General features: G+C 69.9%; 24 protein-coding genes and 1 tRNA gene. 14 read left to right on the top strand and 11 right to left on the bottom strand.

Translation table 11 applies throughout. From position 1 onward, the window contains the following. Positions 1-142 precede the first annotated feature (142 nt). The 7 genes from LWF15_RS36900 to mpaB all read right to left on the bottom strand — a co-directional run bounded on the left by LWF15_RS36900 (position 143) and on the right by mpaB (position 5,040). Positions 143-268, bottom strand: coding sequence for a daptide-type RiPP (locus LWF15_RS36900; protein WP_269810923.1), 126 nt, complete (start codon positions 266-268; stop codon positions 143-145). Positions 269-322: 54 nt separating this feature from the next. Next, on the bottom strand, positions 323-469 hold the full coding sequence (locus LWF15_RS27630) for a daptide-type RiPP (protein WP_232813872.1): 147 nt from the start codon (positions 467-469) through the stop codon (positions 323-325). 75 nt (positions 470-544) lie between these two features. Further along, entirely contained in the window at positions 545-724 is a 180-nt protein-coding gene (locus tag LWF15_RS27625; protein ID WP_232813871.1) for a hypothetical protein, read from the bottom strand. Positions 725-735: 11 nt separating this feature from the next. After that, complete coding sequence (locus LWF15_RS27620; protein WP_232813870.1) at positions 736-1,947, bottom strand: iron-containing alcohol dehydrogenase; 1,212 nt, start codon at positions 1,945-1,947, stop codon at positions 736-738. After that, the gene (mpaD, locus tag LWF15_RS27615; protein WP_232813869.1) at positions 1,944-3,257 is read right to left on the bottom strand and encodes a daptide-type RiPP biosynthesis aminotransferase; all 1,314 of its coding nucleotides are present in this window, start codon (positions 3,255-3,257) and stop codon (positions 1,944-1,946) included. The genes LWF15_RS27620 and mpaD overlap by 4 nt, the downstream gene beginning before the upstream one ends. Next, positions 3,254-4,057, bottom strand: coding sequence for a daptide-type RiPP biosynthesis methyltransferase (gene mpaM, locus LWF15_RS27610; protein WP_232813868.1), 804 nt, complete (start codon positions 4,055-4,057; stop codon positions 3,254-3,256). The genes mpaD and mpaM overlap by 4 nt, the downstream gene beginning before the upstream one ends. Continuing rightward, positions 4,054-5,040 carry a daptide biosynthesis RiPP recognition protein gene (gene mpaB / locus LWF15_RS27605; RefSeq protein WP_232813867.1) on the bottom strand — a complete coding sequence of 329 codons (987 nt, stop codon included), beginning with the start codon at positions 5,038-5,040 and terminating at the stop codon, positions 4,054-4,056. The genes mpaM and mpaB overlap by 4 nt, the downstream gene beginning before the upstream one ends. 380 nt (positions 5,041-5,420) lie before the next feature. Between mpaB and LWF15_RS27600 the strand changes: the two genes are divergently transcribed. The 6 genes from LWF15_RS27600 (at position 5,421) to LWF15_RS27575 (ending at position 11,673) form a co-directional block, all read left to right on the top strand. Next, positions 5,421-7,979, top strand: a complete 2,559-nt coding sequence (locus tag LWF15_RS27600) for a class III lanthionine synthetase LanKC N-terminal domain-containing protein (RefSeq protein ID WP_232813866.1) — start codon at positions 5,421-5,423, stop codon at positions 7,977-7,979. 335 nt (positions 7,980-8,314) lie between these two features. Further along, positions 8,315-8,899, top strand: coding sequence for an ATP-binding cassette domain-containing protein (locus LWF15_RS27595; protein WP_232813865.1), 585 nt, complete (start codon positions 8,315-8,317; stop codon positions 8,897-8,899). Continuing rightward, on the top strand, positions 8,896-9,399 hold the full coding sequence (locus LWF15_RS27590) for a hypothetical protein (RefSeq protein WP_232813864.1): 504 nt from the start codon (positions 8,896-8,898) through the stop codon (positions 9,397-9,399). The genes LWF15_RS27595 and LWF15_RS27590 overlap by 4 nt, the downstream gene beginning before the upstream one ends. 164 nt (positions 9,400-9,563) lie before the next feature. After that, positions 9,564-10,721 carry a sensor histidine kinase gene (locus LWF15_RS37870; RefSeq protein ID WP_232813863.1) on the top strand — a complete coding sequence of 386 codons (1,158 nt, stop codon included), beginning with the start codon at positions 9,564-9,566 and terminating at the stop codon, positions 10,719-10,721. Continuing rightward, entirely contained in the window at positions 10,718-11,335 is a 618-nt protein-coding gene (locus tag LWF15_RS37865; protein WP_232813862.1) for a response regulator, read from the top strand. Before LWF15_RS37870 ends, LWF15_RS37865 begins: the two co-directional genes overlap by 4 nt. A 110-nt stretch (positions 11,336-11,445) precedes the next feature. Next, positions 11,446-11,673 carry a hypothetical protein gene (locus LWF15_RS27575; RefSeq protein WP_232813861.1) on the top strand — a complete coding sequence of 76 codons (228 nt, stop codon included), beginning with the start codon at positions 11,446-11,448 and terminating at the stop codon, positions 11,671-11,673. Between the two features lie 349 nt (positions 11,674-12,022). On the opposite strand, the gene LWF15_RS27570 is transcribed toward LWF15_RS27575, so the two are convergent. After that, positions 12,023-12,098 (bottom strand) — tRNA-Arg (locus tag LWF15_RS27570). 106 nt (positions 12,099-12,204) lie between these two features. Between LWF15_RS27570 and LWF15_RS27565 the strand changes: the two genes are divergently transcribed. Next, a complete protein-coding gene (locus tag LWF15_RS27565) occupies positions 12,205-12,381 on the top strand; it encodes a hypothetical protein (protein WP_232813860.1) in 177 nt (58 codons plus the stop codon). On the opposite strand, the gene LWF15_RS27560 is transcribed toward LWF15_RS27565, so the two are convergent. After that, positions 12,382-13,170, bottom strand: coding sequence for an alpha/beta fold hydrolase (locus LWF15_RS27560; RefSeq protein WP_232813859.1), 789 nt, complete (start codon positions 13,168-13,170; stop codon positions 12,382-12,384). Between the two features lie 208 nt (positions 13,171-13,378). On the opposite strand from LWF15_RS27560, the gene LWF15_RS27555 reads away from it, so the two are divergent. The 5 genes from LWF15_RS27555 to LWF15_RS27535 all read left to right on the top strand — a co-directional run bounded on the left by LWF15_RS27555 (position 13,379) and on the right by LWF15_RS27535 (position 20,173). After that, on the top strand, positions 13,379-14,572 hold the full coding sequence (locus LWF15_RS27555; RefSeq protein WP_232813858.1) for a M20 metallopeptidase family protein: 1,194 nt from the start codon (positions 13,379-13,381) through the stop codon (positions 14,570-14,572). Between the two features lie 123 nt (positions 14,573-14,695). Further along, positions 14,696-16,291 carry an ABC transporter substrate-binding protein gene (locus LWF15_RS27550; RefSeq protein WP_232813857.1) on the top strand — a complete coding sequence of 532 codons (1,596 nt, stop codon included), beginning with the start codon at positions 14,696-14,698 and terminating at the stop codon, positions 16,289-16,291. A gap of 14 nt (positions 16,292-16,305) precedes the next feature. Continuing rightward, positions 16,306-17,247, top strand: a complete 942-nt coding sequence (locus LWF15_RS27545) for an ABC transporter permease (protein ID WP_232813856.1) — start codon at positions 16,306-16,308, stop codon at positions 17,245-17,247. Then, positions 17,244-19,172: a dipeptide/oligopeptide/nickel ABC transporter permease/ATP-binding protein gene (locus LWF15_RS27540; RefSeq protein WP_232813855.1), complete on the top strand. Its 1,929-nt coding sequence runs from the start codon at positions 17,244-17,246 to the stop codon at positions 19,170-19,172. The genes LWF15_RS27545 and LWF15_RS27540 overlap by 4 nt, the downstream gene beginning before the upstream one ends. Next, on the top strand, positions 19,169-20,173 hold the full coding sequence (locus tag LWF15_RS27535) for an oligopeptide/dipeptide ABC transporter ATP-binding protein (protein WP_232813854.1): 1,005 nt from the start codon (positions 19,169-19,171) through the stop codon (positions 20,171-20,173). The genes LWF15_RS27540 and LWF15_RS27535 overlap by 4 nt, the downstream gene beginning before the upstream one ends. A 9-nt stretch (positions 20,174-20,182) precedes the next feature. Here LWF15_RS27535 and LWF15_RS27530 read toward each other — a convergent pair whose 3' ends face one another. Continuing rightward, the gene (locus LWF15_RS27530; RefSeq protein WP_232813853.1) at positions 20,183-21,157 is read right to left on the bottom strand and encodes an asparaginase; all 975 of its coding nucleotides are present in this window, start codon (positions 21,155-21,157) and stop codon (positions 20,183-20,185) included. A gap of 109 nt (positions 21,158-21,266) precedes the next feature. Here LWF15_RS27530 and LWF15_RS27525 point away from each other — a divergent pair, with 109 nt between their 5' ends. After that, positions 21,267-21,827 (top strand): uridine kinase family protein, encoded by a 561-nt coding sequence (locus LWF15_RS27525; protein WP_232813852.1) that lies wholly within the window; start codon positions 21,267-21,269, stop codon positions 21,825-21,827. Between the two features lie 243 nt (positions 21,828-22,070). Then, positions 22,071-22,646 carry a GNAT family N-acetyltransferase gene (locus LWF15_RS27520; RefSeq protein WP_232813851.1) on the top strand — a complete coding sequence of 192 codons (576 nt, stop codon included), beginning with the start codon at positions 22,071-22,073 and terminating at the stop codon, positions 22,644-22,646. A 24-nt stretch (positions 22,647-22,670) separates the two neighbouring features. Here LWF15_RS27520 and LWF15_RS27515 read toward each other — a convergent pair whose 3' ends face one another. Next, entirely contained in the window at positions 22,671-23,720 is a 1,050-nt protein-coding gene (locus LWF15_RS27515; protein WP_232813850.1) for a helix-turn-helix domain-containing protein, read from the bottom strand. Positions 23,721-23,874: the final 154 nt, after the last annotated feature.

Genomic DNA, 23,874 nt, shown 5'->3' with positions numbered 1-23,874 from the left:
GGGTAGCATCACCAGCCAGGACCTGCACTGCGCCAACAGATACAGGTCCCGGCCGGTGATGAAGTGGTGCGCTGGTGCAGTGATCGGGTGGTCTAGACCCGAGCAGGTGGTTCGGCAGACGTTCTCAGGGGTGCTGCGGCTCTCAGGTCGCGGCGATGATCGTGCTGACGATCGTCACCCCGACGCTGACGCCCTCCCAGAAACCGGGGGCGCTCATCTCCTCGAGCTCCTGCAGTTCGAGTTCGTTGTTCTGGTCGGCGTTCGGCATGGTCATGCTCCTTCGGGTAAGGGTTTTCTCGGATTTTCCTGCGGGACGGGCAGATCAGGTGGCGGCGATCACGGTGATCGAGATGCCGACGGCGACGCCGCCCGCGGTCCACCAGCCGGGAGCCTCCATCGACTCCAGCTCCTGCAGCTCCAGCTCGGCCGGCTCGGCGCCGGCCTGCTTCGGGGTGTTGTTCTCGCTCATGGCGTTTTCCTTTTCTCTCGGTGATTTTCGGTTGTGCTGTTCCGCCTGACCGTGGTCAGGTGGCCGCCTGAGGGCTCAGGTGGCCACCGCGAACGCGACCGCACTCAGGAAGATGACCCCGCCGGCAGCCAGGCTGCCCATGGTCACCCAGTCCGGGGACTCGAACGGCTCGAGTTCCTGGATGTCGAGGTGGATGGCGGGTCGTTTTTGGGGGCCCTCCGGATAGGGCTCGAAAGCGCCTCTGGTCTCCGGCATCTCGCGTCCTTTCAGCGTGTCAGCACCGCGCCGGTGCGCGGCGGGGTGATGTCGGTGAACGTGCCGACCGGTGTGATGGTGCGGGTTCGCTCGAGCAGCTGCCCGATGTCCCCCGCCCGGACGCCCTGGTACGGGGGAAGCCCCGCCCCCCAGGCCCGGAGCACCCGCTCGGTGACGAGCGGGATGGGCAAGGCGTCGCACGACGAGTCGGCCTGGACGCCCCAGTGCGTGAGTAGCACGCGGATCCCGTCGCCGGGCTCGGCCGGCAAGGGCTTGTGGTGCGCCGTGCGGACGGTGTCCCACACGGTGCGGAGCTGGGCCGGACTGCCCAGGGTCTCGGCGCCCGCGTCGATCGCGGCCCAGAAGGCGGGCCACAGTCGCACGGTCGTCGGTATCTTCGCCCCACCGGTCAGGCCGGCCACCTCGTTGGCCAGGGCCCAGAGCTTGACCGCCCAGGGCTGGTGGGGACGCTGCACGTGGTCGCTGTGGCCGAGGACCCCGATCCGGGCGGCCTCACCCAGCGCGGCCAGGCCCGGTTCGTGGCCGGCGTCGAGCGCCGTGACCACCTCGTCGGCACGCTCGACCAGCCGGGCGATGAGCGCCAGGCACACCGTGTCGGTGAGCGGCTCCCCGACGGCGTCCCCGACGACGGGTCCGACCAGCCGGGAAAGGATCTCGGCGAGTCCCTCGCGCAGCAGCGCTCCGGGCAGGGTCAGGTAGGCCGTCGGGTCGTGGGCGTACGCCGTGGGTCGGAGACTGCGGTCCATCACCAGCAGCCGGCGCTCTCCCAGGTGCCCCAGGGCCACGGCACTGGCTTCTGCCCCGGTGCCGAGGGTGGTGGGGACGGCGACCAGGGGGGCCTTCCGGCCCGGCCCGGGCCGCAGTGCGACGAGTCCGCTGCGGGTGCGGGTCCAGCCGGCGTAGTCGTGGTCGAGGGTGGCGAGCTTGACCCGGTCCAGGACCGCGCCGCCCCCGACGACAACCGTCACGTCCGCGTCCCCGGGGGGCAGCAGCGGGCCGGTCAGGTCGGGACTGCTGCTGGGAACCACCAGGGTCTCGATCCCCGCGGGACGGGCGCCCAGGACGCCCAGCCAGGAGAGGACCCGCCCGTGGACGGGAGCACCCTCGACCCCGGCGTCGACCACGAGTCGCACGGTGGTGCGGCCCGAGCGGACGAAGGCCGACTCGACGGCATGGGCGGCGCTCAGCCAGGTGGCCCTCATGACGCCCGCTCCAGGGCCGGTGCCGGTGACTCCGGCCGGCCGAAGCCACCGCTCGCGGCGACCCGGGCGAAGCCCAGCTCCACGCAGCCGAGCAGCTCGGTGACCTCGGCCTCGGAGTAGGTGAGGGCCGGGATCAGCTGGATACCGCCGGGTCCCGGGTGAACCACCGCGCCGGCCTCCCGGACGGCGGTGATCAGCTGGGCGACCACGGCCGGTCCGACCGGTGCTCCGTCGGCGGTGTGGGCGTGCAGGGTGCGGAAGAGTCCGCGGCCCGCAGTGCTGGTGGGCACCGGTAGACGGTCTGCCAGCGAGGTCAGTCCGGCGTCTAGGGCGGCGGCGAGGCGCTGCCCGTTCCCGAGGGCGTCCAGGCGGGCGAACTCCTCGGCCACCGCACTGATCACGGCGCAGCTGGCCGGGGTGCCGGCCTGGGTCTCGGCGTGCACCAGCACCTGGTCGGAGCCTTCGAAGGCCTGAGCGATCCGATGGCTCACCAGGACCGCCGCGGCGGCCGCGGCCCCGTTGGTCAGGCCCTTCGAGGTGATCAGGACGTCGGGGGCGGCCGGCCACGCCGAGGAGGCGAACATCGGCCCGGTGCGGCCGTACCCGGTGGCGACCTCGTCGGCGACGAGAAGGAAACCGTGCTGGGACCGCAGGGCGAGCAGGGCGGCCACGTAGTCGTCGTCCAGAGCGATGGTGCCCGAGCCCAGGACCGGCTCGACCACCACGGCGGCCACCCGGTCGCCCAGTTCGGCCAGGACCTCGGTGAGTTCGTCCACGGCGTTGGGGTTCACGTGGCGTACGAACCGTGGGTCGACACCGTAGAGCTGCTGGCCCAGGTTCTCACCGGTCAGCGAGAAACCGCCGTAGGTGAGGCCGTGGTACGAGCCGCGCAGGCCGATGACGATCCGGCGCGCCGAATGTCCTTCGATCGCATGTACGTGCCGGACGAGCTTGAGCACCGCATCGTTGGCGGCCCCGCCGGACGTGGAGAACAGGACCCGGGCGAAGCGGTCCGGGCCGGCGAGACCGACGACCGTCTCGGCGGCGGCCCGGGCGTAGCTGTTGCTGTAGCGGAAGACGCTGAGATAGGACGCGTCCCGCAGGGCCTGGGCCGAGGCCTCGGCCACCGCCTCGTTGCCGTAGCCGAGGTTGACGTTCCACAGGCCGCTCGTGCCGCACAGGGCCTCCCGGCCGTCGGCGAAGCGCACCCGGTGTCCCTTGGCACCCACCAGGCAGAGGTCTTCCCGGAGGTGGTCGGCGCGGGGGATCAGGGCCGGCCACAGGGCCGGCGGTCGCGCGGTCGGGCTCATGCCGTCATCTCCCAGGTCTGGACCAGTACGTCGAGTCGCTCGGTGCAGTCGCCGATCGCCGCGTCGGTGCGATGGCTGAATCCGTGCTCGGCCAGTTCGGTGCCGATCACCCGGCCGTCGAACAGCCGGGGCCGGGACACCGCCACCGGCACCCGCTGCCCCTCGTCCGGGGGTGAGCGCAGGATCACGGTGACCGTCCGGTGGTCCTCGCCGGGCACGATGGCGTCGTACATGTCGTACTCGCGGCCGGACCAGCCGGTGACGATGCGGTGGATGTCGGTCACCTCGGCCGCCTCGTGCGAGGGGACCGGCACGGTGACCAGGAAGATCCCACCGGGCTCGAGATGCTCACGGACACAGCGGTACAGGCCCTGCCGCTGCTCGGCCGAGAGCAGGGTGATCGAGGTGCTGCCGAGGGCGATCACGGCGAACCGGCGGCCGAGGTGGAAGTCGGCCATGTCGCCGGCCACCGGCTCGACCCGGTCACGGGCGGGCCGGACGAGCGTGGTGTCCGCACGTTCCGAGAGCAGGTGCAGCAGGCTCGGGGACATGTCCAGGGCCACCACCGGGCGTCCACTCGCGGCGATCGGCAGGGACATCCGGCCGGCTCCCGCCGCGAGCTCCAGGACCGGGCCCGGCGGTGCCGATCGCAGCAGGGCCAGGATCTCGCGCAGCTCACTGTCGTCCCCGAGAGTGATGTCGTGGTACATCGCCGAGCCGATCTCGTCGTAAAGATCGCAGTGCTGGACGTTCTCGCCGAGAGCAGCGACGGCGGCGCCGACGTGGACGGTGGTGCTCATGCCGCCAGCTCCATTCCGGTGCCGAACCCCCGGGCGCCGAGAGCGGTGACGAGCCGGGCCCCGTCGGGGTCGCCGGAGCCGTCGAGCTGGCGTTCCAGAGCGGTGGCCGAGGCCAGGTCCAGAGGCACGATCCGGCCCTGGACCGGGTCGACGACCAGGGCGCCGTCGGCGGTCCGGACGATCACCGGCCGCTGTGCGGTCGCGGTGCCGTCGTCGAGGGGGATCCGGGGGTCGAGGCGAAGGCCGAAACCGGACACTGCTTCGACCTCGGCGCCGCAGGCCCGGGCCGCTCGCACGGCCGTGACCACGGCGAGATAGCGCGTCAGGTAGGGGATGTCGCGGTGGATCTGCTCGAGGTCCGCGTCGTCGACGACCGCTCGCAGGGCCGTCTCGGCCCCTGCCCCGGACTCGGCGAGGTGGGTGAGGGTGTCGGCCGAGAGGGTGTCGAGGGTGGCCACCGGCGACCCCGTGGGCGACACCGTCACCGTGCCGTCTGCTCGTACGTGGATGCGGTGGCTGCGGTTGCGCGCTCCGGGCCGGCCCAGGGCCGGGCCGTCGGCCAGGTACACCAGCGGACTGGTGGCCACTCGCGGCAGGCGGCCGAGGTCCCGGGCGGCGACCGCGTCAGCGCCGAGCGCGAGGAGGTCTTCCGGGCCGCAGATCCGCAGCAGGGTCGGGCCGTGCACGGCGAGGAAGCCGCTCACTGCGTACGACTGGACCTCCATCACGAAGGAGTCGTCGAGCCACAGCTGGTCGCCCGGCGTCCCGAGGCCGCCCTGGTAATTCACCAGCGTCGGTGCGGCCGACGGGGCGGAATCCGGCAGGAAGACCACGGATTCGGGGCCGACGATGCCGCGACGGGTCAGCGTCTGCAGGTGGCCGGCGTCCTCGAGGAAGACGCTCAGCCGGCCGCGTCCCTCGCGGGACCGGGTCGTGCCGGTCGTGACCTCAGCGAGGTGGGTCAGGCTGGTCGGGTCGGGCACCGCGTCATCACTCCTTCGTCCTGCTCGGGCGCCTCGCGGCACCGGTGGGCTTTCGAAACTTTCGAGACTGCCTTCCCGACTTGCGGTTTCGGTGGGGCATGGCAGAACAGTACGTAGCGGCCGGGACGGGCGCCTAGGGGCGGCTGTCACTGGGGCGGGGTGAACGACTACAGGTTGTCCGGGTGACAACTGTCAGCCGCCGAGGCCAGGCGGGCTCCGGAGACGGGTGTCCGGGCGTCCCGGAGGGGGTGTCCTGACAGTTGTCATCCCATCGTCCTGACATCGAACACTCGCGGATGTGACAGGAGGGGCCGCAGGATCAGTGCCACGTGCACCGGGGGGTGCACATCAACGGTGCCGATCCGACCCGGGGGGGTCCTGTGAAGTCGTCCCTGAACCAGCGTCTGAAGTCCGCCTACATCCCGTTCACCATGGCCCACAGCCTTTTCTACGACGTCCTGGGCTCCTCGGAGGCCGTCGACAGCAGCCCTCTGCTGATGCCGGAGATGCCGCCGGCCGGCTGGCAACGGGTGGAGTACGGGCCGTGGACGGTCTTCGTCCCACCCGTCTACTCCCTGCCCGAGCAGGGCTGGAAGGTTCACGTCGCCGCTCTGCCGGGCAACGCCCGGCGGGTGGCCGACATCGCGGTGCGGGCCTGCTGGGACCTCGGTGTCCCGGTCAAGACCCTGCGCACCGAACGAACGGTCCTGGCGACCCAGCTCAAGTACGCCGCCCCGGAGAGCAGCGGCAAGGTGGTGACGGCCTACCCGGCCACCCCGGCACTCGCCGAACTGCTGCTCGAGCGCCTGGTGGCCGGTCTGGCCGATGAGCCGGGACCCCGGATCGTGGGTGAGGTCCCGGTCGCTGGTGCGCCGATCTATCTGCGGTACGGCGGTTTCGGTGAGAGCTGGTGCACCGGCGCCGACGGTCGGCTACGCCCGGGATGGACGCGGGCCGGGCGCGCGGTGCTCGACCGGCGTGGGCCGGCCGGGGCGCTGGGAGCCCCGCCGTTGCCCGAACCGCTGCAGCGCTTCCGGGCGGCCGACCTGGAGCCCAAGCTGGAGATCGACGAAGTGGTCGTGCTTCACCGGTCCACCGGCGGCGGGGTCTACCGGGCCCGCTGGCGGGGGCGCTCGACCGTCGTGCTCAAGGAGGCCCGCAGACACGCCGGGCTGGACGTGGCCGGGGTCGACGCCACCGCCCGGCTGCGGCACGAGCACGCGGTGCTGACCCGGCTGGCGGGGACCGGGCTGGTACCCGAGGTGCTCGACCTGATCAGCCTGCGGGACAGCGACTTCCTGGTCCTGGAGTACATCCCCGGCCAGACCCTCAGTGCCGGCCTGACCACGAACCCCGCGATCCGGCCGGATGCGACGGCATCGGAGGAAGCCGCCTACCTGGGGTGGGTGGAGCGGACGGCCGCCCGGCTGCGGGTGATGGCGCAGGTCCTGGCCGATCACGGAGTTGCCCACGGGGACCTGCATCCGGGCAACGTCCTGGAAGGCGACGAACGACTGGTGCTCGTGGATCTGGAATCGGCGAGTCTGGACGGCCGGGCGGTCTCCACCGGTATCACCGCGCTCAACATCCCGGGCGACGCGATCCCCACGCTCGGCAGCGATCTGCGGGCGGTGGAGCTGATCCGGCTGACTCTCCTCGCCCCGCACCTCGACGTCCTCAACTGGCGGCCGGAGCTGGAGCAGGAACTCGAGCAGGCCGCTCTGGCCGACCTGGGGCCCGGCCCGGCCGTGGTCGGACCGGCTCCCGACCGCGCGGCGCTGGTGCGCGGTCTGACCGCGGCTGCCACCGTGCACCGCACCGACCGGCTCCTGCCTGGGGACATCGCCCAGTTCACCACCCCGGGTGGAGGTCTCGGCCTGCTGCACGGGGCGACCGGGGTGTGCCTGGCCCTGCAGGCGACCGGTGCCCTGGTCCCGGAACCGTGGCTCGACTGGATCGTGGCCGCTGCCGGGCGGGAACGGCCGGTCGGGGGGTTGGGGCACGGTCTGGAAGGGGTGGCCCTGGCTCTCGCCCTGCTCGGCCGCCCCGAGCAGGCCCGCACGGTGGCTCGTCGGGCCGCCGCCAACCCCCGCAGTCCGCTGCCCCCGTCCTGGGAGTACGGGCACGCCGGGCGGGCCCTGGCCTTCACCGAGCTGGCCGGTCTGCTGGGGCCCGAGTTCGACGAGCCTGCCCAGCATCACCTGGCCGCAACCACCTTGTCCGTGAGCGCGAGTGGCCCTCGCCCGGGCAGCGGCCTGCTGGACGGCTGGGCGGGAGTCGCGCTCGCGCTGATCGCGATCGCCGACATCTCCGGCGACGACCGGGCTCAGGTCTGTCTGCGCGCCGCGCACCAGGCCGTGCTCAGGGAAGCCGAGAACGCCGTCACGGTCGGGCCCGCGGTACTGATCCAGGGCACCGGGCGGCTCCTGCCCGACCTGGCCCAGGGGAGCGCTGCTCTTGGCCTGGCCGCCGCCGCCCTGCTCAGCCGGCCCGAGGCCGCGGGGCTCGGTACCGCCGAGATCGCCCGGCTCGAGCCGCTCGTTGCGGGAGTGCGGCAGACCTGCCGAACCCCGGCTGCGCCCGGACCTGGCCTCGGTCTCGGGCGCTGTGGCCTGCTCGCCACCCTGCGCAGGCTGGCGGGGGACGACGATGCCGGGGTGGCGCTGCACGAGGGCCGGGTCGGATGGAACGTCATGCCGCTGCCCGGCGGGGATCAGCCGGCGACCGTCCTGCTCGGCCACGCGGGCTACCGGCTCTCCACCGATCTGGCCACCGGCAGTGCTGGGGCGCTGGTCGCCCTCGCGCCGCTGGCCCAGGACGCCTTGCACGCCGTTCTGCGGCTACCCCGCCACCAGAGCCTCACTCCGGCCCTCACCAGCTGGTCTGCATCTCGAGATGACAAACGTCAGGATGCGTGCGTGACGCCGTCCACTAGGTGAGCGACCACCGCTGGACCAGAATTGAGCCAACGGAATCGGAGATGGTCCGCACGGAACGAGGTAGCCATGTCGCTCGACCAGTTGCACTCCCTGGAAATCGAAAAAGACGACAGCGCAGCTTTTCTGGAAGCAATGAGTACGTTCTCGTACTTCTGGTGCTGACGATCTCGGTGGCTCCGCCACCGATCGTGCCCGACCGATCACCCTGCCGGTAGGAACTTGCCATGTCAGCGAACCGCCTCCATCGGTTGACCACTGCGGTCCGACTGCGTGGCGTCCAGGTCGAAACGGACTCCACCGCCGGTCTTTCCGCTCTTCAGGTCCGGGACCTCAGTGTGACGTCCGGGACCCTGGTGGCGGTGCAGGGGAGATCGGCGAACGAGGTCCACACCCTGCTGCTCACCCTGGCCGGACGCGTCGCCCTGGCCGGTGGATCGCTCGAGATCGCCGGCTCCCCGGTCTCCCGCCGCGGGACCGACGCCGTCCGCTCTCCGGAGCCGTGGCGGCGTCGGGTCGGGTTCGTGGATGCCCGGCCGGTCCTGTTCGGGCACCTCAGCGTGGCCGGCAACATCGGGTTGCCGGTGCGGTGGAGCGGGAAACGGCACCCCCGCGAGGAGATCGGCAAGCTCTGCCGCTCGGTCGGCCTGGACGCGGTCAAGGACTGCTGGCCGGCCGAGCTGGACCCGGCCGAGCAGCAACGGGTGGCCATCGCGATGGCGCTGGCGTACGACCCGGACCTGCTCGTGGTCGCGGCCGACCCGGGGTCGGCCGGACTCGACCAGCTCTCCCGGACGCTCGTCGACCTGGTCCGACTCGAGGGGCGCACCATCGTCACCAGTTTGGCCACCCCGATCGTCCAGGCCGGCGCCGACCAGGTCCTCACCCTGCTCGACGGCCGGCCGATCGGAACGAACGCATGACGGCGGCGCCCTGGGGGCGTCGTGCCGCTCCGGCGAGACCGCATCTGATCGCGGCTGTCGTCGCCGGGATCGTCGTCGGACTGACCGCCCCCCTGTTGCTCATCGGCCTGGGCCGGCACACCGACAGCGGGGTGTCGCCGGTCCTTGCCGTCCCGGTCGTCCTGGGGTGGGGCGTGGCTGTCGTCGCCGTCATGAACGTGGTGCTTCCGTGGCGGCGCCTGGTGGTGGCCGGGGTGCGCCGAGACCGCAGCGCTCTCACCGCCGCGCAGGCCACGCGCCCCGAGCAGACCGATTACCACGTCCGCTGGCTGCTCGAGTCGAGCATCTGGGCCCTGGTCCTGTCGTTGCCGACGGTGCTGGTCGCAGTGTCCGTGGTCGCCGCCCTGATGGGCTCGGCGGTGACCCCCCGCCTGCTCGGAGGCGCCTTCGGCGACCTGGTCGGCGTGACCGCGGTCGGCATGTCCACCGCACTCCTGCTGCGGCACCGTCCATCCGCCTGACTTCCCCCGAATGCCATCTACTACCCCACAGGTAGCAAAAGTGACAGAATAGAGTGTCACTGTAAGGGGGGCACTTCGAGGCGTGCAGTCACGCGCGCCGAACCAGTGATGTGCCGTGCGGTGCTATTTGCCGACTGCAATGGGCTCAAGGGGATCGTCTTATGGTGCGGGGGAGTTCTTCGGGGGTGGTCGGGGCGTGGTCTGCAGCCACGCTCATCCTGTTCGTCAGTATCGGCCAGGTCGTCGCCCAGGAGGACTCGACCCTCCTGGTCAAGATCTTCTGTGGCCTGCTCAGCCTGGTCGTCGTCGCCTGCTTCCTGCGGATGCAGTCGCTGCTGGTCAGGGGGAGGCCGGGGCGGCAGCTGCGGACCCTGGCCGGGGCCCAGGTGGTGGCCTCGCTATTGGTCCTGGCGCTCGGGGGCGCCTGGATGACGCTGGCCCTGGCCCTCACCACGGTGTTGCTGCTGACGGCCTGGCCGCAGCGGTTCCTGCTGGTGGCCGGGCTCGGTGCACTGGACGTGGCCGTGATGCTGGGGCGGCACGACGGCACCAGCAACGAGTCCATCCTGGTCATCTGCGTCACCACCGTCGTCATCGCCTTCACCCTCTACTCGATGACCCGGCTCTACGTGGTGCTCGACGAGCTGCGCCGCACCCGGGAGCAGATCGCCCGGGTCCGGGTGGACGAGGAAAGGCTGCGGATCTCCCGGGACCTGCACGACCTGCTCGGCCGCACCCTGGTCTCGGCCTCGCTGCGCAACGAGGCCGCTCTGCGGCTGCTCGACCACGACATCGAGCGCTGCCGCGACCAGCTCACCGCGCTCCGGTCGTCGATCATCGACGGCCAGGCCCGGCTCCGGGCCCTGACCAGCGGGCCGACCCTGATCGGCCTCAACGACGAGCTGGCCAGTGCCCGTGAGCTGTTCGAGCGCCTCGGGCTGCGGGCCGAGGTCGACGCGGTGGTGGTCGACGACCCGGCCATCGACCAGACCCTGGCGGCGGTCGTGCGCGAGGCGGTGACCAACACCCTCAAGCACGGGCAGCCCACCTGGTGCCGCATCGGGGTCCGGCACGAGTCGCTGGCCATCGTGGTCAGCGTGGTCAACGACGGGGTCACCAGCACCGCCCAGGACGGCGGTGCCCACACCGGTCTCGACGACATCCGCGCCCGGGTCGAGTCGCTGGGCGGTGTGCTGACCGCCGGGCCGGTGCCCGGCGGCCAGTTCCGCGTCATCGCACGGGTTCCCCGTGTTCCCGCGCTCACGCCGGACGGCGACGCGGCCCTAGAACTCACCAACAGCCCGGAGACGGCAGCCTCGTGACCCAGGAAACCCTCAGACTTCTCATCGCGGAAGACGTCGAGCTCGTCGCCGAGGCCTTCGAGGCCCTGCTCAGCACCGAGCCGGCCTTCGAGGTCGTCGCCCGGGTCGGCCGCGGTGACCACGTGCTGGCCGCGGTCGAGAAGTACCGGCCGGACATCGCCCTGCTCGACGTGGACATGCCCGGCGCCACCGGGATCGAGGCCACCCGGCTGGTGACCGCCCAGTTCCCGGACTGCAAGGTCATCCTGCTGACGGCCCTGCCCGGCAGCGGCCACCTGCACCAGGCCCTGGCCGCCGGAACCTCGGGCTACCTGGTCAAGGCGACCACCGGGGCCCGGCTCATCGACGCGGTCAAGACCGTCGCGGTCGGGGGCACGGTCATCGACCCCCAGCTGGCGGCCGACGCCCTGCGCAGCGGGCCCAACCCGCTCTCCGAGCGGGAGCAGGAGATCCTGCGCTACGTCGACCAGGGCCTGAACACCCGCACGATCGCGGCCAAGCTGTTCCTCTCCCACGGAACAGTCCGCAACTACCTCTCCTCCACCATGACCAAGCTCGACGCCTCGTCGCGGGTCGAGGCGGTGCGCACCGCCCGGCACCGCGGCTGGTTCTGAGCTACGCGCTCGTGACATGGGCGCTCGTTGCGACACGGGCTGTTCCGATGATTCGCCCGGTACCAGCCCGGCGCGGACAAGCTGCTTGCCTACTCCCGTAGCGTCGGAGCATGAATGCCTGGAGCCGCAATATTGGCGAAGCGGCTGCCAAGCGTTTGGTGCAATCAGGGGCGGCAGAAATACAGGATGGGCTGACCGATGCCGAGTTCGCGCGTATAGAGCGACACTTTGGCTTCAAGTTCGCCGATGACCACCGCTCCTTCCTGGCCGCGGGCCTGCCGGTCCGGGAGGGGCTCGATGAGCGTACGAGTCAGGCGAGCTGGGGGTGGCCCGCCTGACGCGATCTCGGGTCAAAGACGCTGCACAGGCAAATCAACTGGCCGAAAGACAGCATTCGCCGACACCTCGCTGAGGGGAACTGGCCCAGTGGGTGGGGTAAGCGCCCGAAGAGCGAAGATTCGAGGGTGGCGAAGGCAGAGCGACTACTGGCAGAGGTACCGACGTTAGTGCCTGTGTATGCCCATCGATACCTGCCCGCCGGATCAGGCACGAGCGGGCACTCTGTCCTGTCGGTTCACTGGCTGTCCGACACCGTCGTGTACGGGATTGACCTGGAGGACTACGTGGTGCGGGAGTTCCAGGAGCCGTCAGAGGTGGTCCCCTTCTGGCGTGACTGGCTCTGACCGGTGGTGCCCCCGAGAGGATTCGAACCTCCGACACAAGGTTTAGGAAACCTCTGCTCTATCCTCTGAGCTACGGGGGCGGGCCGCAGTAGCCTATCGCAGCCCCGCGGCCCCATCCGCCGTCCGGGTGGCGGCGGCCTGGTGACAGCTGTTTCCCCAGGTCAGGTTCTGGAGCACAATCGGTGTATGCCAACGTCCGGGGAACGTTCCAAGTACGCGGTGAGCCTGGCCGAGCTGGAGAGCTCCGCCCATGTGCCGCTCGAGCAGCAGGTGGCCGAGCAGGTCGCCACCCATGCCGAGCCGGCCATCAGTGAGTACGACAACCAGGTGGCGCGGCTGCTGAGCATCCAGCACGCGGGGTAGCTACTGGCCCAGGAGGCTGAGGGCGGCGCGCACGGTGGGCTCGGAGGGGAAGTGCCCGGGCTCGGCCTGTTCGTGCAGCACTGCGCCGGGGATGTGGGCCGCGACGATCTCCGCGGCGGCGAAGGGCACCTGGTCGTCGGCGAGGGAGTGCCAGAGGGTGACTGGGGTGCTCAGGGTCCGGAGGTCGAAGCCCCAGTCGCGTTGCTGCAGCACCCACTCGCGGGCGGGGCCGGCGGCCTCGTGGGCGATCGAATCCGTCAAAGGACGGCGCAGCGGGTGTTCGGGGGGCATCTGGGCCAGACCTACGGTCAGGTTTTCGAACCACTGCTTACGGACGTCGGTCTCGGGCATTTGCGCATAGGTCTCGAAGGTGCGTTGGGCCTCTTCGGGATAGTGGGCGCGGGTCTCGGGTTCGTTCACCATGCCCACCCCGGCCAGGACGGCCACCCGATCCAGGCGGTCAGGTAGGGCGGCGGCGAGGGCGTAGCAGTAAGGGGCGCCGCTGGAGATACCCAGGGCGCTGAACCGGGGTAGGCCGAGATTGTCCGCTAGGGGCGCGAGCAGGGCGGCCCAGTCGGCGATCGATTGCATGGCCACGGGGGTGGACTGGCCGTAGCCGGGCCGGGCGACGGTGATGAGTGAAACCCCGGCGTCGGTGGCCAGTTCGCCCCACTGCGGCGCAATCCCCGCTGAGCCGAGCATTCCGTGATGCACGAAGACCGGCCTGCCCTCCGGATCGCCGTGCCGTTCGTATTCCATGGTCACGTCGGCGTTGGTGAACAGCGGCATGCGGTGGTCCTCTCGGTTCGCCGGGGCGCACCAACTTAGCCCACGCTTCCGAAACCGGCCCGCTGCCGTGATTTACGGTCACACCTATGGACGGGTGGCGAGGGTCGGGCGGTATGGTGCCGGGAGCGAAGGTCCCGAGTGAGACAGCGAAGTCGCCCAGCCGGTGGGCCTGGCCGCCGTCGTCGCCCACACCGCCCGGAGACTTGCCATGACCTTTCTGAATCAGGCCGAGCGGATCGCGCCGGAGCTGATCGCGCTGCGCCGCACCCTGCACGCCGAGCCCGAGCTGATGCTGGACCTGCCCAGGACCCAGGCCACCGTGCTGACTGCCCTGGAGGGCCTGGACCTGGAGATCACCACCGGCCGGGGACTCAGCTCGGTGGTGGCGGTGCTGCGGGGTGGTCGGCCGGGGCCGGCGGTGCTGTTGCGCGGCGACATGGATGCTCTGCCGATCCGGGAGGCGAACGGTCTGGAGTTCGCCGCTACCAACGGCCGCATGCATGCTTGCGGGCACGACCTGCACACGGCCGGTCTGGTCGGGGCGGCGCGGCTGCTGCACGAGCGGCGCGAAGAGTTGCCGGGCAGCGTGGTGTTCATGTTCCAGCCCGGTGAGGAAGGGGCCGGCGGGGCGCGGATCATGCTGGAAGAGGGCTTGCTGGAGGAGCAGCCGGTGGCCGCCTATGCGGTGCACGTCGACTGCGGCGAGGCACTGGGTGTCTGGAGTACCCGGCCCGGCCCGCTGATGGCGAGCTCCAGCGTGATGTACCTGAGGCTGAGCGGCACCGGAGGGCACGCGGCCATGCCGCACGGCGGGGTCGACCCGGTGCCGGTGGCGGCCGAGATGATCCTGGCCATCCAGGCTTTCGTCACCCGGCGGATCCCCGTGCAGGATCCGGCGGTGATCTCGGTGACCAGGCTGGCCAGCAATTCGTTGGCACGCAATGTCATTCCGGGGGAGATCGAGATCGACCTCAACATTCGGACGCTCTCCCCGCAGACGCTGTCCTACGTGCGCACCGAGCTGCCGGCCATGCTCACCGCGCTGGCGGCCGTGCACCGCTGCTCGCTGGAGGCCGAGTTCGTGGGCAACTACCCGGTCACCGTCAACGATCCGGCCGAGACGGCTCAGGTGCTCGAGTGGCTGGGCGACCTGCACGGCCCCGGTCAGGTGGAGCTGCTCGACACACCGGGCATGGCCTCGGAGGACTTCTCGTACGTGCTCGAAAAGGTTCCCGGAGCGATGGTCTTCCTCGGAGTCCGGCCGCCACAAACGTCTGTAAACGAGCCGCCCGCAATGCATTCGGCCACTGCCGTGTTCGACGACTCGCTGCTCGGGCAGCAGGCCGCGACGCTGGCCGAGCTGGCCTGGCGTCGCCTGCGCAAGGCATCGCACCCCGTCTAGAGCGGAAAGGTCAAGGGGGAGTGCAGCAGGAAGACCGGTTTGCCAGAATTTCCGCTGTCTACCTACGCTTTGAGTGCGCAAGGTCCCGTGGTCCGCCGGCTGGGCAGACGAAGGAGTCACCAGATGCAGCGCTCGACATTCCCCCGGCGACCCCGGTCGCGCCTGGCCCTGCTCGCCGTCGCCACCGCGGTCGGGGTGGCCCTGGCGGCCTGCGGCGGCCCGGCCTCGTCCGACAGCAGCGCCGACACCGGCACCCTCACCGCCGTGATCGGCTACGGCAACAACCAGAGCTGGGACCCGACCCAGACCGCCTCGGCGTTCTCGATGGCCGCCTTCACCAACGTCTACGAGCCGCTGGTCAGTGGTGACCCGATCACCCGGGAACCGCAGGCCGGCCTGGCCGCCGTGCCCACCGAGGTCGACGGCGAGACGATCACCTTCGAACTGCGCGAAGGCGCGAAATGGTCCGACGGGCAACCGGTGACGGCCGAGGACGTGGTGTTCACCTACGACCGCATCCTCGACCCGGAAGAGAACGTGCAGTTGCGGGCCTTCTTCTCCGGCTGGCTCGAGAAGGTGGTGGCCAGCGGCGACAACGCCGTCGAGTTCCAGCTCAAGCAGCCCTTCCAGTACGCCCTCGACCGGGTGCAGACCGCGATGATCGTGCCCAAGCACGTCTTCGACGGGAAGTGGGAAGACGCGGCCGGCGGCAAGACGCTCGGCTCCGGGCCCTACAAGATCACCGAGCAGGCCGCCCTCGACCACACCACCTTCGTCAAGAACGACCAGTACAACGGTGAACACCCGGCCCAGTACGACACCATGGTCTGGCGATCCATCGTCGACGCGGCGCCGCGGGTGGCCGCCATCTCCGGCGCCCGGCCGCAGGCGCAGATCGCCGACAACATTCCGCCGGCGAACATCGAGCAGCTGCGCAAAGACGGCCGTGAGGTCGAGGCGGTGCAGGGGCAGAACAACGTCTTCCTGATGTTCAACACCACCAAGAAGCCGTTCGACGACAAGCGGGTCCGGCAGGCCCTGCACTACGCGATCGACAAGGAGAAGGTGGTCCAGGTCGCCCTGAAGGGCGAGGGGGTGGGCGCCGACAGCTATCTCAACCCCGAGCTCGAGGCCTACCAGAAGGCCGCCACCGACTTCGCCTACGACCCTGACAAGGCCAAGCAGCTGCTGCAGGAGGCCGGGGTCAGCAACCTCAGCATCACCCTGGGCTCCACCAACACCTCTCTGGTGGCCGACACGATCAACGTGATCAAGGAGGGCTGGGACGCGATCGGCGTGAACACCACGCTGAACCCGCAGGACACCAAGGCCCTGTTCTCCAAGCTCGACGGCGGTGAGGACTACCAGGTGGTGGCCGCCTCGGGCAATCCCCAGCAGTTCGGCAACGACCCCGACCTGGTGCAGCGCTTCTACTACAGCCCCGAGTCGCTCTGGTCGTCCACCTACGCCAAGTTCTCCGGGCCCGAGGCCGACGCGCTCTACGAGCAGATGGACAAGGCGGCCTACGCCCCCGACGCGGCCACCGCCAAGACCGAGAACAAGAAGGTGCTCGACGCGATCGCCGACCAGGCCGTGCTCTTCCCGGTGGTGTTCACCCGGCTGGTCACCGCCTGGGTGCCCGACCGGCTGGAAGGCATCCAGCCGCAGGGCTACCCGGGCATCAACGTGATACGCGCGCAGCGGGTCGACCAGCAGTGACCGTGGTGGCGCGGATGCTGCTGAGGCGTCTGCTGCTCTTCGTCCCGCTCGTGCTCGGCGTGGTGCTGTTCGTCTTCGTGGTGATGCGCTTCGCCCCCACCGATCCGGCCTTGGCCGCGTTCGAGGGCGGCAGCGCCACGTCCGCCCAGCTCGAGGCGTTCCGTGAGGCGAACGGTCTGAACGACCCCCTGCCGGTGCGATACGTGCGGTTCGTGGCCGACCTGGCCCAGGGCGACTTTGGCACCTCGCTGATCACCCGGCAGCCGGTGCTCGACACGATCCGCACCGCGCTGCCGCTGACCGTGCAGCTCACCGCGCTCGGCATTGCGATCGCGCTCACCGTGGCCACCCTGCTCGGGGTCACCGCCGCGGTGTTCCGCGACCGCTGGCCCGACCAGCTGATCCGGCTGGTCAGCCTGATCGGGGTGGCCGCCCCGCCGTTCTGGGTGGCGTTGCTGCTGATCCAGTGGCTCGCGGTGGGGCGCGGCATCTTTCCCACCGGGGGCTACGTGAATCCGTCGGAAGGCGTCGGGCCCTGGCTCAATTCCCTGGCCCTGCCCGCCTTCTCGCTGGCCCTGCCGGTAGCGGCGCAGATGACGAGGATCATCCGCACGTCGGTGGTGGAGGAACTGGACAAGGACTACGTGCGCACCGCGCGGGGTCTGGGGCTGCCTCCGCTGGTCGTGGTCGGGCGCAACGTGCTGCGCAACGCCCTGGTGAACCCGCTGACCGTGCTGGGTCTGCGGATCGGCTACATGCTCGGCGGTGCGGTGGTGATCGAGACCATGTTCGCCCTGCCGGGCATGGGGCAGAACATGATCCAGGCGGTCGGCGACGGTGACATCGCCAAGGTCCAGGGCTTCGTGCTGACCATCGCGATCGGTTTCCTGGTGGTCAATCTGGTGGTCGACGTGCTCTACCTGATCGCCAATCCCCGCCTGCGGACGGCGTCATGAGGCCGAAACTGCTCGACCTGGCCCGGCCGGGCATCCGCTTCCAGCGCCTGAACTGGGCTTCCTACCTGGCCCTGGGGGTGATCGTCACCCTGGCCCTGGTCGCGCTGCTGGCCCCGCTGATCGCCCCGCACGAGCCGAACGCGATCAGCTCCGACACCGGCGGCCCCTCGTCGGAGCACTGGCTCGGGGTCGACGACAACGGCCGCGACGTGTTCACCCGGCTGCTCTACGGTACCCGCTGGTCGCTGGCCATCGGGCTGCTCGCCACCGCCTTCGCCCTGCTCTGCGGGGCGGTGCTGGGCGCCTTCACGGCCACCGCCGGCAAACGGGTCGACGAGCTGGTCATGCGGGTGCTCGACGTGGTCATGGCCTTTCCGGGGATCGCGCTCGCCGCCGTGCTGGTGGCGGTGTTCGGCCGGGACATCCCGGTGCTGATCCTGGCCATCGGCTTCCTCTACGTGCCGCAGGTGACGCGGGTGGTGCGAGCGAATGTGCTGGCGCAGTACGCGGAAGACTACGTGGCGGCCGAGAAGACCATCGGGGCAAGGCGTTTCTACACGCTCACCCGGCACGTGGCGGTGAACTGCGCAGCGCCGGTGCTGGTGTTCTGCACGATCCTGGTGGCCGATGCGATCGTGTTCGAGAGCTCGCTGTCGTTCATCGGTGCGGGCATCCAGCCGCCCGACCCGTCCTGGGGTTCGGTGCTGGCCGACGGAAAAGACCTGGTGCTGATCGGCGGCTGGTGGGCCACCTTCTTCCCGGGCCTGCTCATCCTGATCACCGTGCTGGCGCTGAACGTGCTGGCCGAAGGGGTGTCCGACGCCTGGGCGGCGCCCTCGGCCAAACCGCAGGCCCAGCAGGCGGCCGCGCGCGAACTGGCCCGGGCCGCCTCGGAGAACCAGCCGCCGGTGCTTCCCGAGGCGCAGTTGCGCGAGGTCGGGGCCCGGCTGAACGAGCGCCGCCGTGACCTCGAAGGGGCCCCGGTGGTGCTCGACGTGCGGCACCTCTCGGTCAGCTTTCCCCAGCGTCATCGGGGAAACGCAGTGGTGCAGGACATCTCGTTCTCGGTGCGGGCCGGTGAGGTGCTCGGGCTGATCGGCGAGTCCGGTTGCGGCAAGTCGCTCACCGCGCTGGCCGTGATGGGTCTGCAGCCGCCCGGCGCGGTGCTCGGCGGAGAGGTCGAGTTCGAGGGCCGCGACCTGCTCGGCATGTCGGCCAAGCAGCGCCGGCAGCTGATGGGCAGTCAGATCGCGATGATCTACCAGGACGCGCTGTCGTCCCTGAACCCCGCGCTGACCGTGAAGAGCCAGCTCAAGCAGGTCACCCGGCGCGGCGGCCGGCGCACTCCGGAAGAACTGCTGCAGCTGGTCGGTCTCGATCCCGGGCGCACCCTGCGCTCGTACCCGCACGAACTGTCCGGCGGGCAGCGCCAGCGGGTGCTCATCGCCCTGGCCCTCGCCCGCGACCCCAAGCTGATCATCGCCGACGAGCCCACCACCGCCCTCGACGTCACGGTCCAGGCCCAGGTGATGGAGCTGCTGCTCACCCTGCAGGCGGAACTCGGGTTCGCGCTGGTGCTGGTCTCGCACGACCTGGCCCTGATCGCCGAGCTCACCGATCGCGTGGTGGTGATGTACGCCGGGCAGGTGGCCGAGACCGGGCGCACCGCCGAGCTGATCGCCTCGTCGCGGCACCACTACACCCGCGGCCTCCTGGCCAGCGTGGTCTCGATCGAGCAGCAGGAACAGGTACTGGCCCAGATCAAGGGTGTGGTGCCGGCCCCGGCGCACTTCAACCAGGGCTGTCGCTTCGCCGACCGTTGCCCGGCGGCGCACGACGACGTCTGCCCGCTGCGTCTGCCCCCGGTCGAGGGCGACGACGATCATCTGGTCGCCTGTCACTACCCGGTGGGGGCGCGGTCATGACCGAACTGATGCAACTGCAGGATGTCTCGGTGATTCACCGGATCCGTGGGCGCGGCCTCCTCGGCAGTGCTGCGGTGTACGCGCTCACCGAGGCCAGTCTCACCATCCGCTCCGGCGAGACGGTCGGTGTGGTGGGTGAATCCGGTTGTGGCAAGACAACTCTGGCCCGGGTCCTGGTCGGTCTGCAGAAACCCACCAGCGGCGAGGTCAGCTTTCAGGGGCAGTCGCTGTGGTCGATGTCGGCCGCCGGCCGGCGTAAGACGTTCGGAGCCCGCATCGGCACCGTCTTCCAGGATCCGTCCACCGCGCTGAACCGCCGGCTCAGCGTGCAGCGCATCATCGCCGACCCGCTCGTCGTGCACCGCCGCGGTGACCGCGCCACCCGCGCCACCCGCGTCCGTCAATTGATGGATCTGGTCGGACTACCGGCAGCCGTGGCCGACGCCGTGCCCGCACAGCTCTCCGGCGGTCAGCGGCAGCGCGTGGCGATCGCGCGGGCGCTGGCGCTGGAACCGGATCTTCTGGTGGCCGACGAGCCGACCTCGGCGCTGGACGTGTCGGTGCGGGCGCAGATCCTGAACCTGCTCATGCGCCTGCAGTCCGAACTGGGCCTGGCCATGGTCTTCGTCTCCCACGACATCCAGACCGTGCGCCGGATGTCCGACCGAATCATCACCATGTACCTCGGCCGGATCGCCGAGGAGGCGCCGGCCGGAGCAGTGGAAGAGGTCGCCCGCCACCCCTACACGCACGCGCTCTTCTCTGCGACTCCCCGCCTGCTCACCGGCGCCCGCCCGATTCCGTTGACCGGACGCGTCCCCTCGGCCACGAATCCCCCGTCGGGCTGCAACTTCCGCACCCGCTGCTGGCGGGCCACCGATGAGTGCGCGGCTCAGCTTCCCGCGCTGTCCGTAGAAGAATTGAGGACGGGGGAGGTGCGGTACCGCTGTATCCATCCGATTCGGGAGGCCTCGGATCTGGTTCAGAGCGAAAAGGGGTGAGCGCTTCGATCAGCTGTTGGCTATCTGCTCGAACCGTTCCTGCAGAGCATCGCCGCTCAGGCCGTGCATCAGACAGAGGATGAGCAGGATGCGCGCCTTCACCCCGGTCAGGTGCCCGCCCCAGATCAGGCCCCGGCCAAGCAGGTCGATCTCACCGCCGCGGTAGCCATAGGTACGGCGCAGCGTCGGTCCGGCTCCGGCGCGGCTGCACAGCACCACGGGCAGAGGGCAGGCCTCTACCGCCGGAATCGCCCGCGCGGCCACGTGCCCGCCGCCCATCCCCTCCAGAACGACCCCGGCGTAACCGAATCTGGCCAGTTCAGGCAGCAGCCGAAGATCGTCGTCCACCCCCGTACTGATGAGAGCTACTTGGGGGGCATCGACGTCCAAAGGCACTTTGAGGGTCGGCGCCCGGCCCGCCGACAACTGCAGGTGCACATCGCCCTCGCGAACCAGACCGAGCGCGCCCCACGGCGAGGCGGTGAAGGCGTCGGCGTGCACCGCGCTGTCCTTACGCACGGTGCGCCCGCTGAAGATCCGGTCGGCGAACACCACCAGCACTCCGGAGGCCAGCGGCGACGAGGCGACGTTGACCGCGGCGATCAGGTTCGCCGCGCCGTCGGCCCCGGGGGTGTCCCGGTCGCGCATCGCCCCGGTGACCACCACCGGGCGCTGCTCACCGGCTCCCAGCACATCGAGGAAGAAGGCCGTCTCCTCCAGCGTGTCGGTGCCCTGCGAGACTACGATCCCGGCCACGTCGCGGGCCTCGGCAATGCGCTCCAGCAGGGCGAACAGGTCGGCGAAGCCCAGCGAGGGCGAGGGCAGCAGCCGCAGCTCGTGCGGGATCACCTGCACGTGGGGCAGGTAGGGGGCGAGCTGCCCGGCCAGCTCGTCGGCGCCGCTGCGGGGAATCACACCGGGCGTCCCGCCCTCGCCGGATGAGCTGATCGTGCCGCCCAGGGTGATCAGCAGGACTTTGGTCATGGGCGGCAATGTGGCGCGTGGAGGTGGGCCGCGTCGAATTGAACACGCTGCGCTGAGATTGCTGCACGCTGGGGTGATGGCGGGAGAGGCGCAGAGGCTGGCGGGGTTGGTGAGAGCTCGGCTCGAGTCGGTCGGCGAACGTTCGTTCGTTGTGGCGATCGATGGACGTTCGGGAGCCGGGAAGTCGACGCTCGCCGGTGCGGTGGCCGAGTTGCTCGAAGACTGCCTGGTCATCGACGGCGACGACTTCTACGCCGGCGGCGCCCAGGAAGAGTGGGACCAGCGCACCCCGGCCGAGAAGGTTGCCCAGGTCATCGACTGGTCGCGCCAGCAGGCGGTGCTGAGGACGCTGCGGGCCGGGGAACGCGCGGAATGGTTCGGCTACGACTGGGACGCCTTCGACGGACGGTTGCGGCTGGATCCGACGGTCCTGGAACCGGCGCGGGTGGTGATCCTGGAAGGGGCCTACAGCGCTCGGCCGGAACTGGCCGACCTGGTGGACCTGCGGGTGCTGGTCGAGGCCGACCTGACCGTTCGGCGACAACGGCTGCGGGCCCGGGACGGTGCCGACTGGCACGACGCCTGGTTCACCCGCTGGGACGAGGCGGAACGGTACTACTTCGGCCGGGTGGTGACCAGGAATGGATTCGATGCGGTTCTCCGCACCTGAGCTGACGTCAGCTGAACATCGGCGAGCACCACTGGATGCACCTGATGGCACTGAAGTTACTTGATACTGGGCCGCTTTCGCGCGCTGCGGAAAGCGCATGAGCGCTGCACCGCAGCCCGGTCGTCCGTTGCCAGCGGCCCTCCGGCGCGTGAAAATCTTGAGAGCGCTGAGGCGTACGGAGCGGCGGGAACATCGGCGAAACGCGGCTCCGTGACATTGGCTTCTGTCTTACGGGGTGCGGCGGTGCTGATTCAGGATGTCGAGTTCATCGGATCGAGGCAGGGTTTCACATCTCCCGGGGCGCCCGGGCGCACGGTCGAGGTGGTGCAGTTGCACGAGCCCGACTGGCTGACCTTGCGCGAGGCCCGGCTGGCGGCCCTGCGGTCGTCGCCCGATGCCTTCTGCGGCAACTACGCCACCGAGCGGCTGGTGCGCCGCCGGGTCTGGCGCCGCCGCCTGCGCACCGGCACCTGGACGGTGGCCAGGGCCGACGGGCAGATCGTGGGCCTGGCCGGGATGCTGCACGAGCCCGATCCGGTCGGCGGGCCGGACGCGCCGTTCGGCACCCGCTGCATCGAGTCGGTGTGGGTGCACCCCGACTACCGCGGCTACGGGGTGCTGAAGCACCTGCTGGCCTCGGTGGAGGAGAACGCCCTGCGCCAGGGGGTCGGGGTGTTCGTGCTCTGGGTGCTGGAGTCGAACACGGTGGCGGCCGAGGTGTACCGGCGGCTGGGCTACCGGCACACCGGCATTGCCCAGCCGATCAGTGTGCGGCGGCGGTGGGACGTGGAGAACCGGTTGATGAAGAGCCTGCTCTGAGCGTCCGCCCGGAGTCGTGCAGGCTCATCCGACGTCGCCCGGAGACCATTCGAAAAGTCGCGCGCTCTCGTTCCGGAAATCCGGGGCGAGAGGGTAGCGGGCGACGATGTCTACGCGCATGAGCAGGCAAAAGTCGCCCGAAGGAAACCTTTGCGCAAGGAACTCCTCGTTGCCGGCCCGGATGGTCTCGTCGGTCACGGCCAATGCGGCCGCCAAGACCCCCCGGCTGTGGATGCCGTTGAGCATCGTCAAGGTCCGGTTGGAATTGAACGGGTTGCGTACGCGGGCGATCATCGCGACGTCCTCGATGACCTCTCCGGACTCCTCGTCGAACTGGGGAAAGAAGATCTTGTCCTGATCGTTGACCCGGAACACGGCCCCGGTCTTCACGTCCTCGTGCTCGATCTGGGAAACCGGGAAATTATTGATCTTGGAGTAGATCTGGCGGGTGGTCTTACTCCAGCCAATACCGCCGATGAGGATCAGGTGGTTCTGCAGGTCTCCTCGAGCGAAGTTGCCCGGGACTCGGTAGAACACCTTGCGGTCCGGGTTCAGGGCGCGCAGGTGACCGAAAGTCTCGATCAGGGCGTCCGGATCGGCGTACCGGTGCAGTCGGGCGTAGTTGGGTGAGGCTGGGTCGGCTAGTGCTCCCTGGACTTCGCCGGGGGCCTCGGGGCAGACGATGACAATGTCGCCCTCGTCGAACTGCAGCAGGGTTCGCTGTAATGGTGAATCGTCTTCGCCGGCCTGCAGAAGATTGAGCAATTCGTCGTGCAGCGTCCGATATCGATCAAGGTCATCGGCATCTTCCGCCAGTTCGGCCTGGCTCAGAGGCCTGAGGACAGGGCCAATGAAAGCTCGGTCAGTGGCGAACAAACGGGCGTACGCGTCAAGTCGTTCGGCGGTCGGAGTCTTGCGGTCCGACTCCCAGTGACTCAGGGTCGGGGCCGATACCTTGCGTTCCGTGGTGAAAGCCCTGGCCAGAGCTTCTTGCGTGAGCCCGGGCCGACTTGCCCGCAGATCGCTCAACCGGCGAGCAAGGGCGCTTGGCTGGAACTGGAATGCCTCAGTCATCTGGCGTCCGCCTTCGGGGTGCTGGGCAGGTGGAGGACCGTCGTGGGTGCCTCACTCGTCATTGTGGGTGATCGGGGCATGTCCGCCACCTTGATTCCGGAAGAAACGTGTCTGTCAGCGTCCCGCAACGACCGGGGGTAATCTGGCGCCAGCA

This window comes from Kineosporia rhizophila (genome assembly GCF_021277265.1).
Classification (GTDB): Bacteria; Actinomycetota; Actinomycetes; order Actinomycetales; family Kineosporiaceae; genus Kineosporia; species Kineosporia rhizophila.
This window is presented reverse-complemented; position numbering and strand designations above follow the sequence as displayed.

What these genes read in the sequence shown, in the direction of transcription:
- LWF15_RS27515 (WP_232813850.1), bottom strand. Translation starts at nt 23,720, where the DNA reads ATGACTGAGGCATTCCAGTTCCAGCCAAGCGCCCTTGCTCGCCGGTTG.
- LWF15_RS27625 (WP_232813871.1), bottom strand. Translation starts at nt 724, where the DNA reads ATGCCGGAGACCAGAGGCGCTTTCGAGCCCTATCCGGAGGGCCCCCAA.
- LWF15_RS27560 (WP_232813859.1), bottom strand. Translation starts at nt 13,170, where the DNA reads ATGCCGCTGTTCACCAACGCCGACGTGACCATGGAATACGAACGGCAC.
- LWF15_RS27555 (WP_232813858.1), top strand. Translation starts at nt 13,379, where the DNA reads ATGACCTTTCTGAATCAGGCCGAGCGGATCGCGCCGGAGCTGATCGCG.
- LWF15_RS27565 (WP_232813860.1), top strand. Translation starts at nt 12,205, where the DNA reads ATGCCAACGTCCGGGGAACGTTCCAAGTACGCGGTGAGCCTGGCCGAG.
- mpaD (WP_232813869.1), bottom strand. Translation starts at nt 3,257, where the DNA reads ATGAGCCCGACCGCGCGACCGCCGGCCCTGTGGCCGGCCCTGATCCCC.
- LWF15_RS27590 (WP_232813864.1), top strand. Translation starts at nt 8,896, where the DNA reads ATGACGGCGGCGCCCTGGGGGCGTCGTGCCGCTCCGGCGAGACCGCAT.
- LWF15_RS27575 (WP_232813861.1), top strand. Translation starts at nt 11,446, where the DNA reads ATGAATGCCTGGAGCCGCAATATTGGCGAAGCGGCTGCCAAGCGTTTG.
- LWF15_RS27540 (WP_232813855.1), top strand. Translation starts at nt 17,244, where the DNA reads ATGAGGCCGAAACTGCTCGACCTGGCCCGGCCGGGCATCCGCTTCCAG.
- LWF15_RS27535 (WP_232813854.1), top strand. Translation starts at nt 19,169, where the DNA reads ATGACCGAACTGATGCAACTGCAGGATGTCTCGGTGATTCACCGGATC.
- LWF15_RS27550 (WP_232813857.1), top strand. Translation starts at nt 14,696, where the DNA reads ATGCAGCGCTCGACATTCCCCCGGCGACCCCGGTCGCGCCTGGCCCTG.
- mpaM (WP_232813868.1), bottom strand. Translation starts at nt 4,057, where the DNA reads ATGAGCACCACCGTCCACGTCGGCGCCGCCGTCGCTGCTCTCGGCGAG.
- LWF15_RS27630 (WP_232813872.1), bottom strand. Translation starts at nt 469, where the DNA reads ATGAGCGAGAACAACACCCCGAAGCAGGCCGGCGCCGAGCCGGCCGAG.
- LWF15_RS36900 (WP_269810923.1), bottom strand. Translation starts at nt 268, where the DNA reads ATGCCGAACGCCGACCAGAACAACGAACTCGAACTGCAGGAGCTCGAG.
- LWF15_RS27620 (WP_232813870.1), bottom strand. Translation starts at nt 1,947, where the DNA reads ATGAGGGCCACCTGGCTGAGCGCCGCCCATGCCGTCGAGTCGGCCTTC.
- LWF15_RS27530 (WP_232813853.1), bottom strand. Translation starts at nt 21,157, where the DNA reads ATGACCAAAGTCCTGCTGATCACCCTGGGCGGCACGATCAGCTCATCC.
- LWF15_RS27545 (WP_232813856.1), top strand. Translation starts at nt 16,306, where the DNA reads ATGCTGCTGAGGCGTCTGCTGCTCTTCGTCCCGCTCGTGCTCGGCGTG.